This is a genomic window from Mesorhizobium loti (assembly GCF_003148495.1).
Taxonomy (GTDB): Bacteria; Pseudomonadota; Alphaproteobacteria; order Rhizobiales; family Rhizobiaceae; genus Mesorhizobium; species Mesorhizobium loti.
Map to the genome: position 1 here is coordinate 58,600 of NZ_QGGH01000013.1, position 14,694 is coordinate 73,293.

Sequence of the window (14,694 nt, forward strand, 5' to 3'; positions counted from 1 at the left end):
CCATGGGGGCACAGAACCGCTTGACAGAAAGGACCATCGCAAATCCCGCGCCGGCGTTCGTAGCTGGCGCGCTTCTACTCCTTATTGGCGTTGGCGCTCTGCTCGGTTGGCTTCGGCAACCCAGAGAGCTTCGCCTCGATCCGCCGGCTGTTGCCGACCTCGACCAGTTCCGTCGCATGCCCAATGGCATCAGCGGAACACCGCCTGAGAGTTATTTTGCACTGGGCAAGCCGTATGAAACAGACGCTTACAATTTGAGCCAGGGCAAGCGTCTCTACACCTGGTTCGATTGCGCGACATGTCATGGTGATGGTCGCGGCGGGGCCGGGCCCAGCTTCCTCGACGGCTGGTGGCTTTATGGCCCGGAAATGGTTTCCATCGTCGCGTCCATCCGCGATGGCCGCCCGCATGGCATGCCTGCATTTCGCAGCCGGATGACAATCGAGCAGATCTGGCAGCTCGCAGGATATGTCCAGACAATCGGTTCCTATACGCCGAAGATCGCCGCGCCCAGTCGCAATGATAACGAACACACCCGGCCGGCCGAGAATCGCGGCCCGGCGATAATCCTGTTTGACGAGGGACCGCTCGGCGCGCATCCAGACCAAGGACCGTCGCCTTGAGGGTGGCCAGCGCCCTTCTGATCAGTGCCGTCGCGTCGGGCTGCAGCGGCAATCAGTCAGCACTTGATCCGCACGGCGCTCCCGCGATTCATATGGAGCACCTGATCATCGGCATAGTCGCCATTTGCACGGTGATCTGGGTCGTGGTGATGGTCATGCTTGGCGTCGCGCTTCTACGGGGTCCCCGCGCCGCGGCCGATACCGCGAAGTCCGAGGCATGGCTGGCAATGACGGTGGTTGCCGCTGTCGCGGCCACCGTAATCATCATAGCTGGCCTGACGATCGCAAGTTTCTATACCACCCGGGACATCGGCGTCCCGAAAAGCGATGCCCTGACAATCACTGTGCGGGGACAACAATGGTGGTGGCAGGTCTTTTATGCCGGTGCCGACGCAACGCCCGGCTTTCAGACTGCCAATGAAATTCACATTCCCATCGGGACAGATGTTCATCTGCGGCTTGAAAGCGCCGATGTCATTCATTCGTTCTGGGTGCCCAGCCTTGCGGGAAAGCAGGATCTTGTTCCAGGTCGCTCCAACAGTATGCTGCTACGAGCCGAAAAGCCGGGCGTCTACCGGGGACAATGCGCCGAGTTCTGCGGCCTGCAGCACAGCCACATGGCGATCATGGTCGTCGCCGAGGCGCCGGCGGACTATGACCGCTGGGCGGCGTCGCAGCGTGGTGATGCGACGATGCCGGCCGATCCGGATGCGGCCGCAGGACGAGGGGCCTTCCTGGCAAAGCCCTGTGCTGCCTGCCACACGATCCGGGGCACTGCCGCCAATGGCACGACCGGACCGGATCTTACCCATATTGGCAGCCGGCTGACGATCGCCGCCGGACTGGCGGAAACCACGCGCGGTTCGCTCGCCGCCTGGATTGCCGATCCTCAGACACTCAAGCCCGGAAACAACATGCCTATGGTCCCGCTGACCAGCGCCGAGCTCCAGAATATCTCCGCCTATATGGAGAGCCTGAAATGACGGGCAGAGATAGCACCGACTCGCGAGACACCGGGTTCAACGATGGTGAACTCGATCACCGCCTTGCGTCGGTCTGGTCGACACCGCCGGGCCTCTGGGGCGCGCTGTCGTCGGTCGACCATAAAATCATCGGCCGGCGCTACATCAGCACGGCCTTTGTCTTCCTGGCACTGGGCGGGTTGCTGGCCCTGCTGATGCGGCTGCAACTGGCGCAACCCGAAGCCCGCTTCATCGGGCCCGATCGTTACAACCAGATTTTTACCGTGCACGGCACAAACATGATGTTCCTTTTTGCCGTGCCTGTCATGCAGGCAATGGCCGTCTACCTCGTGCCCTTGATGGTGGGAACGCGAAACATCGCTTTCCCGCGCCTCAATGCGTTCTCCTACTGGATGTATCTCGCCGGCGGTTTGCTGTTGTGGATCGCCTTCGTGCTCGACACCGGACCGGATATCGGTTGGTTCGCCTATGTCCCGCTGTCGGGGCCTCAATATGCGGCGGGAAAGCGAGCCGACATCTGGGCGCAGATGATCACCTTCACAGAGGTTTCGGCGCTCGCCGTCGCCGTCGAGATCGTCGTGACCGTCTTCAAGCAACGCGCACCGGGGATGTCACTCGATCGGATCCCATTGTTCGTATGGTCGATGCTGGTCACGTCGTTTCTCGTCATCCTGGCAATGCCGGCGATCATGATCGCCAGCACGTCCCTTATACTCGACCGGCTGGTCGAAACGCATCTGTTCAATCCCGCTGAAGGTGGCGATGTGCTGCTGTGGCAGCATTTGTTCTGGTTCTTCGGACACCCCGAGGTTTACATCATCTTTCTACCAGCGGTGGGGATGGTGTCGACGATCGTCGCGACGTTCACGCGGCGCCCCGTGTTTGGCTATCTGGCCATGGTGATGGCCCTGATCGCTACGGGCGTTCTGGCGTTTGGACTTTGGGTCCATCATATGTTCGTCGCAGGCCTTCCCAGGCTTGGAGAGAGCTTCTTCACGGCCTCGAGCATGGCGATCGCGGTTCCTGCGGGACTGCAGATATTCTGCTGGCTGGCGACGATGTGGGCAGGCAAGCCGATCTTCAAGACGCCGTTCCTGTTTGTCATCGGCTTCATGGTCACGTTCGTCGTTGGCGGCCTGACCGGCGTTATGGTGGCGTCCGTGCCGTTCGACACACAAGTCCACGACACCTATTTCGTCGTCGCTCACTTCCACTATGTCCTTGTCGGCGGCGCGGTTTTTCCTTTGCTCGGCGCGATCTATTACTGGTTCCCTAAGCTCACGGGACGGATGATGAGCGAGACAGTCGGCCGTTGGGTGTTCGGCCTCATCTTTGCCGGCTTCAACCTGACTTTTTTCCCCATGCATATTCTCGGTCTGCGCGGCATGCCGCGTCGCGTCTACACATACCAGCCCGAGATGCCATGGTCGGCGCTGAACCTGTTCATCAGCCTCAGCGCGAGCATCCTCGCCCTCGGTTTCCTGCTGTTTTTCATCGACGTGATACGCAGTGCCAGGTCAGGCGCCGCCGCGTCGTCCAACCCGTGGGGGGCCTCGACGCTTGAATGGGCGACCTCGTCGCCGCCGCCACCGTACAATTTCGCCCGCCTGCCGGTGATCGGCAGCCTTGAAGCCTTGTCAGACCAATCGACTGCCCTTCCCGTTGCGACGGGCCTGCGCGTCGACCGTCGAGAACTGTTGGTCAGCAGTGTGGTCGAAGCGATTCCGGAAGCGCGAGAATCGTCGGCCGGAGATTCGATCTGGCCGCTATGGGCAGCGCTTGCCACCACCGCGACGCTGATCTGGTCGATATTCACGCCGTGGGCAGTTGTCTGGGGTTCGATACCAGTGGCGATCGCACTCATCGGCTGGTTCTGGCCAAAGGGCGTGCCGGAGGATGAGTCATGAAAGATAGCGCCACGCTCGACCTGACAGACCTTCCCTCTCACGGCCTCGGCACCGCGAGCGTGTCCTGGTGGGGAACGCTTGCCTTTATGCTCATTGAAGGCACGGGCTTTGCGCTTTCGATCGTTGTCTACCTTTATCTCATGAGCTTGGCACCACATTGGCCTCTGGATGCCGCACCGCCTGATCTGCTCGCCGGGACGATCCTGACAGCTCTCTTGATAGCAAGCCTTGTTCCCAACATTTTCCTCGCCCGCTGGGCACGTAGCCAAGATTTGCTGAAGGTCCGTATCGGCCTCATCGTCATGTCCCTGCTCGGCATGGCGCCGCTGATCCTGCGGGTCTTCGAGTTTCCGGCAATGCATATCAAGTGGGACCAAAACGCCTACGGCTCGATCGTGTGGGTCATGCTCGGCCTGCACACGACGCATATTCTGACCGATCTGGTCGAGACGTTGGTGCTGACTTGCCTGATGTTTTCACGGCACGGCGACAACGCGCGGCGGTACGGAGATGTCAGCGACAACACGATGTACTGGAACTTTGTGGTGGCGACGTGGTTGCCGATGTATGCCTGCCTCTATTGGGTTCCAAGGCTATGACGAACATTTGGCTTCGATACACAGCCCTTATCCTGCCGCTCCTCGCCTGGGCGCTCAGCACCCAGTTCGGTCAGATCGCGCCCTACATCGATTGCCAACGGAATGGCCAGTGGACAGCGGTGTCTTGCGGCATCCTGCTCCTCGTTTCGGTTGCTGGCGTCGTGATATCACGACTGCTTTCAACGGGAACGGCCAAGTCCGAACGGTTCATTGCCGATGCGGGCTTTCTGGTCGCGCTGGCGTTTGTTTTTGCGCTGTCATTGCAGGGAGCGGCAACGGTGCTGCTGGACCCATGCCAACGCTGATCTGCACACTGACCTCGTTTTTGATAGCTGCCCCGGCGATGGCACACGGCGAAGATGCACATCCTGCGGGCTATCCCTGGACCTTTGATCCGTGGATCGTAGCACCCTTTGCCATCCTTGTTGCCCTCTATGGCGTAGGCGTCATAAGGCTGGCATCGCGAAGCAGAAGGCCAGGCAGCATGCTCTTCCGCGCCTTGCTGTACTGCTGTGGCATGCTGACATTGGGTTGCGCGCTGCTCTCGCCGCTTCACTGGCTAGGCGAGCACCTTTTTACCTTTCATATGATCGAGCACGAGATCGTCATGGTTGTGTCGGCGCCCCTGATCGTGCTGGCGCGCCCGGCTGGCATCCTGCTCTGGGCGCTACCGGGGAAATCCCGGCGCATCGCGGGGTCGCTGATGCGTTCGCCCATGATAGGCGGGCCATGGAAAAGGTGTACGAGCGCCACCAATGCAACCATCATTCATGGCTTGGCCATCTGGGCCTGGCACGTGCCGGCGTTGTTTGACGCGGCCGTGACCAACACGGCTCTGCATCGCCTCCAGCATCTCAGCTTCTTTGCGACAGCGATATTGTTCTGGTGGGCGATTGTTTGGCGAAGCGGTTATGGCACCTCAGCCTGGCATCTGTTCGCGACCATGATCCACACCAGCGTTCTGGGTGCTTTGATGGCGCTGGCTCCGCGCGTGCTCTACGTGGCTCAGACCCGGACCGCTATGGGCTGGGGGTTGACGCCGCTGGAAGACCAGCAGATGGCCGGGATCATCATGTGGGTGCCTGCCGGCACGATCTATGCGGCGGCGGCGATGACGATGCTGGCGCTCTGGATCCACGGCGCGAGTGAAGGAAGGGCGCAAAATGCCTGAGCCGCTCGCGCCCGCCATTGGCCTTGCCGCCGTGATTGGTATTGTCCTCGCCGCGGCATCAGCCGCCTTCGTCGCGGCCAACGTCGCGGGCGACAACCACACCAAAGCAGCGGTGGCCAAAACGATCACCGGCGGCGATCCCGGTCGGGCTCCAGCAATTTTCCGCCGGTACGGCTGCTCCGGTTGCCACACCATTCCCGGCATACCGGGAGCTGACGGCCAGACCGGTGCGCCGCTGGCCGGGTTGTCAAAGCGTGTGTACATAGCGGGCGTGCTGGAAAACAATTCCGACAACCTTGTCACATGGATTGTTTCGCCCCGGAGTTTTTCCCCACAGACGGCGATGCCGGCGACCGGCATTTCGCGAGAGGAAGCCAAAGACCTTGCCGCGTATCTGTACGCCCAGTAGATTCCTGATATTGGCTTTCGCAATCCCCGGCGAAACACCGCTTCAAGGGCGCGGGGTGGCTATGGGTGGCAGACCTTTGATGTAGCGCGCAATCGCCTGGCGATCACTGTCAGGCAGCATTGCCGTATTTGTCACCACATCGGACATCGACGATCCGACACGACCGTGGTTGGGCGTCTCTCCCGTTTTGAGCATCCTGGCGATGTCATTCTCGGTCCATCCGCGCAGCCTGTCCTGGGTAATATTCGGCACAAATCCCGTGCCTTGGGGATCGATGCCACCGGCAAAACGAGTGCCGGGTTTGATGGCGCCAAAGGCGTTGCGGGTCGAATGGCACTCGGCGCAGTGTGAAATGGTCTCGACGAGGTAAGCGCCACGATCATGCAAAGGATCTCCATCGAAGCGGGCTGCGGTTGATCGTTGCCGAAAAAACAGCAGTTTCCAAATCCCGACAGACCGTCGGATGCTGAACAGCAGTGCAGGATCGGGCGGCGGTACACGGCCAGACACCTTCGGAAGTGTCTTGAGATACGCGTAAAGATCCTTCACGTCGTCGGGCTTTATGCTGGTAAAGCTCGTGTAGGGAAAAGCGGGATAGTAATGATCACGCTTGGGCGACACGCCGCCGATCAAGGCGTTCGCCAGGTCAGTGACAGTCCATCCGCCGATACCATCTACCGCATCGGGGGAAATGTTGGGGGGCCGAAAGGTCCCGAATGGTGAAGCGATCGCCATGCCGCCGCCAAGCCTCAGGCGGTCGGGCTGTCCCGGTGTTGCGTGACAGGAAGCACAATCACCTGCAGCGAAGACGAGCTTGCCGTGCGCGACATTGCCCGGACCTTCAAATTGCCGATCCTGTTCCCCAAACGGGGGCCTCGCCGCTGTCATGTACCACAAGACCGCGCAAACGGCGGCTGCACACAGGAAAACCGCAAGAGCAAATCTCAACACGGTGCTCCACCTGGCGATCCCCAGGCCCTTGGACGATTTCGCCCCGCGCTTGCTTTCAAATCCACCCTTCATCTGAGAAAGCTGCTCAAGGGTGCATCGCAACCGCGGTCTGACTGGATCCGAGATATCGATCTTGTCCCAGGGAATGCGGTACAGGCAGTCGCGGTGGCGCAGGTGAAAGAAATCGAGAACCGCGGTGCCGAGCGCCAAGGCGGAGAGGCGCTCGAAAGCAGCGAAAATGCCGACGTGGAATTCGGTGACAACCATATCGTCACCGTCCTGTTCTGCTCGTATCTCTTCAATGTGACCGACGCTTTTGCCGCGTAGCGAGAGCACCCGTCGTCCGGCAAGATGTTCGAGATTGACTGTGTCCATGTCAGGCTCCCGGAATGCGGCCTATGACGCGGTCGCGCAGCCAGTCTTGCCAATCGAAGATCCCTGTCCGGCGCACGTCAACGTCAACCTCGACGTCGACGCCGATATTGCGCACCTTGTTCCACGCTATCCGGTGCGGTTCGGCATGACGTTCGCCTCCAAACCTTGCCGCAAGCCATGCCATCAAGCGTCCCGGCCGCGAACCAAGACGCCGCGCCAGCGTGATCGAGCCGAGCTCGACCGCGACGACCCTTGGCGGCTTGCCTTGCCTCAACTCGGCCACCAATCCGTCCACCTTGCCGATCTTGACCTGCTTGCGGTCAAGCACCTGCTTGTCCAGGAGATCGCGCAGCAAATCCATCACGAACCTCCCAGTATCTGCAAGGGAATGCTCACCACGGCAAGGACGAAGCCAAGCGCGACGATAAGGATCACCGCGGCGTTCGAAATCATGCCATTGCCGTGCTCACCGACATAGCGCTCATCGTTGAGCAGAATGAGGAACGGGACCACCGTCAGAGGCAGGCTGGCGGCCGTCACGGCCATGGAGAAGATTGTAAGCTTCAGCGGGTCGAGGCCGAGTGCGATCGGGATGGCCGTCAGCAGCAATGATAGCGTATAGACACCGCAGAAGGCGGGATCATTGCGGGGTTTCAAATCCTCGCCCCACGTCCATCCAAAGCCCTGTGCGACGAGATATGCCTGCTGAAGGCCGATTTCTAGGGTCGCGCCGAAGCAGGCTATAGCAAGCGAAGCGACAAGCAGAACAAAGCCCCAGAAACCGAATATCGGGATCAGCATCAGGGGCAGTTGGTGATAGTCATTGACCTGATTAATGCCGTGCGCGCCGAGCACAAGTGCGGCGACGATCAACACGCCGAGCGAGATGGTGCCGCCGAAACTCATGCCAAGGCCCGCAATGGCGCGATTGGTGCCGAGATAGGTCTTGTCCCAGTGGTCCTCGACAGCGCCCGACGAATAAAACATGAAAAGGTAGGGCGATATCGATGCACCCAGAATGCTGACGGCCATAAACCAGTAGCTTGCCGCGTCATGCCCCGGCAGGCTGGGCACCGCGCCTGCAGCCACCTGTCGCCAATCCGGCTCAAGCATCACCGCGCCGACCACGAAGCAAAGCGTGACGAGACCGAGGATCGCCACCCCCTTCTCGATAAAACCGAAGGTGCCTTTCCATAGAAACAGCCACGCCAGAAACGCCACAGGGAGCGCCCACCATTGGAAGCCTATCCCTGTCGCAAGTTCGGCCGCGATGGAAACGCCGCCGATCTCTGCCGACATCACCATGAAATTGACCAGCAAGGTGGCCAACAACGGCCACAGGAAGGCATTGAAGCCGAACCTCTCGCGGATCCCGTCGGCGATCGTGTGGCCGCTGACGGCAGCGAACCGGCCAGCCATCTCGACCAGGAAGATGATGCAGATGGTGCCAAGGAGGATCGCCCAGATCAGCTGGAAGCCGAAAGTCGCCCCGGCTTGGGCGGCTGTGGCCATCGATCCGACCTCGAGGAAGCCGCCAACGCTGGTGACGATGCCAAGAGAGATTTCAAGCAGCTTCTTCATGATCTCGGCGCGACATATCTGGCATTGAGGGCGGCGAGGTCCTTCGCGGCCGTCCCAAGGTCTTGCCGTGCCTGGCTCACCTGCCGTGGGTTGCCCGCCTCCACCCCGGCCTGGGCCCGCCTTGCCGCCGCCGACAGCCGGCCGATCACGGTCATGACACCGCGCGCTTCGGAGGATTGAGGTGAATTGTCAGACTGCATCTGCCGACCGGCGGCGGCAAGCGTCTCGGCTGTTGATTGCAGTGTGGCCGATGCATAAAATGAAGGGGCATCCCCGGCGGCCCAGGCGTCCAAGACCATGGCTGCCGTCTGCGAAGCCGACGCCGCGATTTTTGATTGCTGGGCGACGTGTTCGGAAGAAGAACAGGCGGCCAAAGCGACCATGGTCGATAAAAGACAGGAGCGCCAAAGCCGATCGGCAACGTCTTTGACTAGGCTTCGCTGCATGGCCGCGCAACCATGATCCAGCCGGTCTGTGTGTCAGGTGCCAACATCAGGGATTCCGGAGTGTGGATTTCGGCCTTCTGGGAAAACGGATTACATCACCGGGCGACGCCCGATCTGTTATCCGAGGAGGATTGGGATCGCCCTGCGCACGGCGGGCCTCACCTGGGTGCAACTCGACAACGGTTGATGCCGACAGAGCAGCCCGTTGTCTGAAAAGGCGCAAAAGTTCGGGGTGCAGTCCGTCGCTTCGGCCTGAGGCCAAGTCGTGAAGAAACAACAACTCCATTGCGTGTTCCTTTCCACGCTGGCGATGGGCTGATCTCGCAATCGAGGTCAGCTTGAATCCGGCCTGTTGGCATCCCCTCTTCTGATCTGAGTAAAGCTACTGCGATCGGAAGGTTCCGTCCGCGCTCACAAATTCGTCTGCGGGACCGTTTGCATGACGCTTGTTGGTGGAACAGGCAACGTTCATGAAGGGCCGGCGCTTGCGACGAGCATCTGCCCACGCTGCCGCACCGGCTTTCGCAAGGCGTCGGCAACCGCCCCAGCTCAGATAGTAAGGTTGAGGTTGGAACAACCGCTGTAGGAGGGGACCCGAATACAGCCGAGATATCCGCCTCCTTGGGCCCTGCAGTTGGGCAAAGAAATCAATGAAGGCGAAAAACGCTGGCGCCCGCACGGGGCCTGACATCATCGGGCGAAGCCGGCTTGCGCCGGTTATGGTTCACCTGCGCCATTGCCGCATCCTCCGCCAGTCCCTCGTTGGTCGGAAATCCAGAAGGCTCAATTCCCGCCCTTGCGAAGAAGCCGGGCCTCGCGCAAAATCGACGCCCTGTCTACCCCGACCAATGAGACGATCTCACGGATTTGGCTCTCGGTCACGCCGCACTCGCGCGCCAGCGCGCGCACGGCTTGCGGGGTTATGACCGGCCGTCTGGCCTCTTCGTCAGTCATTGCTCATTCCTTTCGTTCGAAGGAACGCTCCAGCTCATCGTGCAGTTGCTGGATGAATCTCTCCTATAGTTTGACGCTGGTCTCCCGCGCCCACAGCCGAAGTTTGCGGCACGCCTCCATGTACGTTCCGGCAGCGTCCCCATCTGTCAAAGAAATGAGGCCTTCATCGGATGCCGGATCGACGCCCGCCTTCGCCAGGAGAGGAACCGCCGCCGGCGTAAATCCGATGAACTTGCAGTGGGCAAAGGCATCCGCCACGAAATCCCGGGCTGCAGCCTCTCGCGCTAGTAATTCCGCACCTTCTTCGGTGAGCAGCAGAGCCACGGCGTCAAACAGCACGGAAGGGCCGCCGTCGATCATATGCTTCGCAATTATTTTGGTGCCGTCATCAGCCTGCACACCGCCCACCTTCAGGGCAATGACCTCCATTGTCGCCCCTTCAATTTCGATCGCCGCCTGCAGCGCTTTGAACAGAGCCGCGTCGGCCCCATTGCTGATCAGTACGCCGACCTTGCGGCCCTCGAAGCTATGAGGGCCATTCTCGATGATGCTCAAGGCCGGCGACGGCTCCAGATCCCTTCTCGGTGCCACGGCCGCATCCGCCGCCTTCGGCAAATCGGTGATTCCGAGCTTGTCGGCGACTGTCGATGCCAAAACTTCGTCGATGCTCAATAGGTGCGCGATCATACGCTCCCGGATAGCCGGGCTTTCGACCTTGCTAAGCTCAAACGTCAGGGCTTGGGCGATGTGGCGCTGCTCAGGAGGCGTCTGACTGTTGAAGAACTGGCCGGCCTGGCTGTAGTGGTCAGCGAAGCTCTCTGGGCGCAGCCTGACCTTTTGTCCCGCCTCGCCGTCAGCGAAGGACCGGAAACCACGCTCGGACGATTCGCGCGGTCCCACTCCAAACGAGTTGGGTTGGTAATTCGCGCGTCCGACTGGATTGCGCATCGCCATATGACCATCCTGCTGAAAATGATGGAACGGGCATTTCGGCGCATTGATCGGCAGATGGGTGAAATTGGGACTGCCAAGGCGTTTCAGCTGGGTGTCGAGATAGGAAAAGTTGCGCCCCTGCAGGAGCGGGTCATTGCTGAAATCGATGCCCGGCGGGACGTTCTGAGTCATGAACGCCACCTGTTCGGTCTCGGCGAAAAAGTTATCCGGCATGCGGTCGAGGACCAGCCGGCCAACGGGTACCGGCGGCAGGACCTCTTCGGGGATGATCTTGGTGGGGTCGAGAATGTCGAAATCGAAGCTGTCGGCGAATTCCTGGTCGAACAGTTGCAGGCAGAGCTCCCATTGCGGGAATTGGCCGGCTTGAATGGCGTTCCAGAGATCTCTGCGGTGAAAGTCCGGATCGGCGCCATTAATCTTGACCGCCTCATTCCAGACGACCGATTGCATGCCGAGCTTGGGCTTCCAGATGAATTTCACGAATGTGGACTCGTCGGCCGCGTTGACCAGCCGGAAGGTATGGACTCCGAAACCCTGCATGAAACGGAACGACCGCGGAATCGCCCGATCAGACATCACCCACATGATCATGTGCATGGATTCAGGCGTCAGGCTGATGAAATCCCAAAAGGTGTCGTGCGCTGACTGGGCCTGTGGAAACTCCCGATCGGGCTCCGGCTTTACCGCATGGATCACGTCGGGAAACTTGATGGCATCCTGGATGAAGAACACCGGAATATTGTTCCCGACAATGTCCCAGTTGCCCTCCTTGGTATACAGCTTCACCGCGAAACCGCGTACGTCGCGAGCCAGGTCGAACGAGCCTTTGCTGCCCGCCACCGTCGAGAAGCGAACGAACGCCGGCGTCTTTTCACCAGCACGTTGGAAAATGTCGGCACGGGTGTACTTGGCGAGGGAATCGTAAGTCTCGAAAAAGCCGTGGGCACCGTAGCCGCGGGCGTGCACGACCCGCTCGGGAATGCGCTCGTGGTCGAAATGGAAGATCTTTTCGCGAAAGTGAAAATCCTCGAGGAGCGCCGGTCCGCGCGCCCCGATTTTCAAGGTATTCTGATCGTCGGCGACCGGGCTTCCCTGCGCCGTCGTCAAAATGACTGTTTTACCTTCCGCCAGTTGGTGCAGCTCTCCACCCTGCCCTCGGACAAGGGTTTGGTCGTGGATCGTCGCGGCATTTGGATTGGTAGCTGCTTTACGCGCCATGCGGTCCTCCTTGGGTTTGCACTGCGGTGATCTGCTGAGCAACCTGCGGTGGGGCTACAGGTTCCATGGAACCAAGAAGCAATTTCGTCGACTAGGCGCATGGAGGAAGTCGACCAGGTGCGTGCGACGAACGCGAAAACCCGGGGAGCCACCAAGTCACAAATCAAAGCGATGCGGTCCGGCCGGCGGATTTGCACCATCTTCAGATACGCCTGCGTTGGCGGCGGGCAGAGGGAAGGGATGCACGGGTTACACTTTTGGCCCGCTGCCCTTGGTGGCGGACTCTTGGAATGCTTCACCCAGTTGCAAATGATCGGTTTGCCCACTTCCGCGAAGGACGCGGCTTTGCCGGGTTAGTGGGGTCTGTTGGGTGCGTGTTGCCTGATGGTTCGACTTATCACCTCTCATACGCTGCGCAGCTTCAATCACGGCCTTGCGGCCATTGCCGTATTTTAGGATCAAGTCCCACACCAGGTCCGGGGTTAGGCCGTTCTCTCGGGCGAAATTTTCGACCTGATGGTCGTGAATAGCATCATGGCTGCACTTATCGCCGGCCAATTGAACCTCCGTCCGGTCCGGCCTGCGTTGAGCTGCATGGGCCACGTTTGACAGCCTAAAAGGCCGGTGGCTTTCAAAACAATTTGGAGATTGTGGTACCGACGCACACATTCGAATTAGGTCAAGGTGCGATCGAGCTAACACTTTCGCCCGGTTCCTGACGGTATCGAGCTTTTCAGTGGGAACGGTTTAACGGCCGTCATGGTACGATTGGAGTAGGCTTCGCAAGCATGGTGCCGACATCTAAAGACTCCGCCCTGTGGATGATTGGTGGACTTGGGATTTAGCAACGATCCTCAAGAAACTGGTCGGACCGAAGTTCCCTTGCGCAATTCTTGCGAGCGCCTGTGCCCGCGTGTGCCGAAGCAGGAACATCTCGAAAAAACCCACCGCTGTGGAGTTGCAAGCAGGTTGCTGCACACGAGGTTTTTACTCTCTCTCCGACGGCATTGTGGGGCGTCACGATCTCTCTGATCCAGGGCGATGCCAGGGAACCTGAATCGCTGTTCCAAGTTCTTGAAGATGGCAATTACTCATCGCAACGATGCTCCCATCAATTGAAGAAATGATTTCCCGTAGCACGGCATTTCGCAAGCAAAGAGGTGACTGACGTGCGGTCTTCCGGTCTCCTGGCTCAGCCGGCAAGGGCGAAAACTCGCGAGTCCGGGCGTTTGCGCAGGGGGGTTATCTACGGAGCAATTGCTGTCATCGCCAGCTTGCTCACGTTGCTAGCCATAAATCTCGTCCCCGAGCCGCGCGTTTTACGATCGATCGTACCTCACCGCTTTGACTCCTCGGATCCCCAATTTGCCAAGACCATGGGCAGTTTCTCGCAAGGGCAGATGTTCGGTTCGAACGCGGTGCAAACTTTGGTCAACGGAGACGAGATTTTTCCTTCTATGCTGCAGGCGATTAGAGCGGCTCATACAACCATCGATATGGAAACGTACATCTACTGGTCAGGTGCTGTCGGCTATGAGTTCGCGACTTCCCTGGCGGCCAAAGCGAGAGATGGCGTGGAGGTCCGCGTTCTGGTTGACTGGGTCGGCAGCCTTCCGTTCGATGAGGACCTGATCCAGATCATGACAAGAGCTGGGGTCACGTTCGAGCGATATCGACCCATCCACTGGTATACGCTTGACCGGTTCAACAATCGGACCCACCGCAAGCTGCTGATCGTGGATGGACACGTCGCATTCACCGGGGGTGTCGGCATTGCCGACAACTGGCGCGGAAACGCCCGCAACCCGGATGAATGGCGCGACACGCACTATCGAATTGAAGGAACGGCGGTGTCAGCCTTCCAAGCAGCGTTCGCGCAAAACTGGCTAGAGACCACAGGGGAGACTTTGCAGGGTGAAAAGTTCTATCCTGGACCCGAACCAGCAGGAGAGCTGGATGCGCAGCTGATCCTATCTTCGCAGCCGAATGGCTCGGAGGACATGGAGCTGATGATGTTGACAGCCATGGCTGCTGCCAAAAAGCATTTGCGCATCGGGATGGCATACTTCGTGCCGGACGACGTCGCACTCCAGCAGATCTTGGACTCTAGGAAACGCGGCGTATCTGTTGATGTCATCGTGCCCAATTCGCTGACGGACGTGCCGCTGACTCGAAAGAGCTCGCGCTACTTCTGGGGTTCATTGCTCCAGGCCGGCGTTCGGATATTTGAGTTTCAGCCCACCATGTACCATCCCAAACTCTTGATCGTTGACGATGTCTGGTCGAGCTTTGGCTCAGCCAATTTGGACGAACGCTCCCTACGTCTGAACGACGAAGCCACGCTGAATGTTTACGGCAAGGATTTCGCAAAGACGCAGATCGACTTGTTCAACCAGGATCTGCAGCGATCCAGGCAGATCAGTCTGGAAGAATGGCAGGCCCGTCCGTTGCGCGAGAAGGTCGCGGACTGGTTTGCCAGCCAGCTGAGGTCGCAGCTTTAACCGGGCGCTTGCGCGGGTGCGC

At 59.6% G+C, this 14,694-nt stretch carries 15 protein-coding genes; 8 read left to right on the forward strand and 7 right to left on the reverse strand.

What is annotated here, in order from left to right; all coding sequences use genetic code 11:
• Nucleotides 1-2: 2 nt before the first annotated feature.
• Genes C8D77_RS29780 through C8D77_RS29810 form a run of 7 tightly spaced genes read left to right on the forward strand, consistent with a single transcriptional unit; the run spans nt 3 to nt 5,692 of the window.
• Nucleotides 3-623 (forward strand): c-type cytochrome, encoded by a 621-nt coding sequence (locus C8D77_RS29780; protein ID WP_109670977.1) that lies wholly within the window; start codon nt 3-5, stop codon nt 621-623.
• Entirely contained in the window at nt 620-1,606 is a 987-nt protein-coding gene (gene coxB / locus C8D77_RS29785; RefSeq protein ID WP_245462993.1) for a cytochrome c oxidase subunit II, read from the forward strand. The genes C8D77_RS29780 and coxB overlap by 4 nt, the downstream gene beginning before the upstream one ends.
• The gene (ctaD, locus tag C8D77_RS29790; protein WP_109670980.1) at nt 1,603-3,513 is read left to right on the forward strand and encodes a cytochrome c oxidase subunit I; all 1,911 of its coding nucleotides are present in this window, start codon (nt 1,603-1,605) and stop codon (nt 3,511-3,513) included. Before coxB ends, ctaD begins: the two co-directional genes overlap by 4 nt.
• A complete protein-coding gene (locus C8D77_RS29795) occupies nt 3,510-4,112 on the forward strand; it encodes a cytochrome c oxidase subunit 3 (RefSeq protein ID WP_109670982.1) in 603 nt (200 codons plus the stop codon). Before ctaD ends, C8D77_RS29795 begins: the two co-directional genes overlap by 4 nt.
• Nucleotides 4,067-4,417, forward strand: a complete 351-nt coding sequence (locus C8D77_RS29800) for a hypothetical protein (protein ID WP_127373119.1) — start codon at nt 4,067-4,069, stop codon at nt 4,415-4,417. Before C8D77_RS29795 ends, C8D77_RS29800 begins: the two co-directional genes overlap by 46 nt.
• Complete coding sequence (locus C8D77_RS29805) at nt 4,405-5,283, forward strand: cytochrome c oxidase assembly protein (protein ID WP_109670987.1); 879 nt, start codon at nt 4,405-4,407, stop codon at nt 5,281-5,283. The genes C8D77_RS29800 and C8D77_RS29805 overlap by 13 nt, the downstream gene beginning before the upstream one ends.
• The gene (locus C8D77_RS29810) at nt 5,276-5,692 is read left to right on the forward strand and encodes a c-type cytochrome (RefSeq protein ID WP_109670990.1); all 417 of its coding nucleotides are present in this window, start codon (nt 5,276-5,278) and stop codon (nt 5,690-5,692) included. The genes C8D77_RS29805 and C8D77_RS29810 overlap by 8 nt, the downstream gene beginning before the upstream one ends.
• Nucleotides 5,693-5,734: 42 nt before the next feature.
• Here the strand turns inward: C8D77_RS29810 and C8D77_RS29815 are convergent, their stop codons facing one another.
• The 7 genes from C8D77_RS29815 to C8D77_RS37355 all read right to left on the reverse strand — a co-directional run bounded on the left by C8D77_RS29815 (nt 5,735) and on the right by C8D77_RS37355 (nt 12,729).
• Nucleotides 5,735-7,018, reverse strand: a complete 1,284-nt coding sequence (locus tag C8D77_RS29815) for a c-type cytochrome (RefSeq protein WP_425453768.1) — start codon at nt 7,016-7,018, stop codon at nt 5,735-5,737.
• Nucleotide 7,019: 1 nt separating this feature from the next.
• Nucleotides 7,020-7,379, reverse strand: coding sequence for a hypothetical protein (locus C8D77_RS29825; protein WP_109670993.1), 360 nt, complete (start codon nt 7,377-7,379; stop codon nt 7,020-7,022).
• Nucleotides 7,379-8,599: an Nramp family divalent metal transporter gene (locus tag C8D77_RS29830; RefSeq protein ID WP_109670995.1), complete on the reverse strand. Its 1,221-nt coding sequence runs from the start codon at nt 8,597-8,599 to the stop codon at nt 7,379-7,381. The genes C8D77_RS29825 and C8D77_RS29830 overlap by 1 nt, the downstream gene beginning before the upstream one ends.
• On the reverse strand, nt 8,596-8,982 hold the full coding sequence (locus tag C8D77_RS29835) for a hypothetical protein (protein WP_109670998.1): 387 nt from the start codon (nt 8,980-8,982) through the stop codon (nt 8,596-8,598). The genes C8D77_RS29830 and C8D77_RS29835 overlap by 4 nt, the downstream gene beginning before the upstream one ends.
• 846 nt (nt 8,983-9,828) lie before the next feature.
• Nucleotides 9,829-9,999, reverse strand: coding sequence for a DUF3606 domain-containing protein (locus C8D77_RS29840; protein WP_109671001.1), 171 nt, complete (start codon nt 9,997-9,999; stop codon nt 9,829-9,831).
• A gap of 63 nt (nt 10,000-10,062) precedes the next feature.
• Nucleotides 10,063-12,171 (reverse strand): catalase, encoded by a 2,109-nt coding sequence (gene katE, locus C8D77_RS29845; protein ID WP_109671004.1) that lies wholly within the window; start codon nt 12,169-12,171, stop codon nt 10,063-10,065.
• A 249-nt stretch (nt 12,172-12,420) separates the two neighbouring features.
• Nucleotides 12,421-12,729, reverse strand: coding sequence for a hypothetical protein (locus tag C8D77_RS37355; protein ID WP_126067732.1), 309 nt, complete (start codon nt 12,727-12,729; stop codon nt 12,421-12,423).
• Nucleotides 12,730-13,571: 842 nt separating this feature from the next.
• On the opposite strand from C8D77_RS37355, the gene C8D77_RS29855 reads away from it, so the two are divergent.
• A complete protein-coding gene (locus C8D77_RS29855; RefSeq protein WP_245951915.1) occupies nt 13,572-14,672 on the forward strand; it encodes a phospholipase D-like domain-containing protein in 1,101 nt (366 codons plus the stop codon).
• The last annotated feature ends 22 nt before the right edge of the window (nt 14,673-14,694 follow it).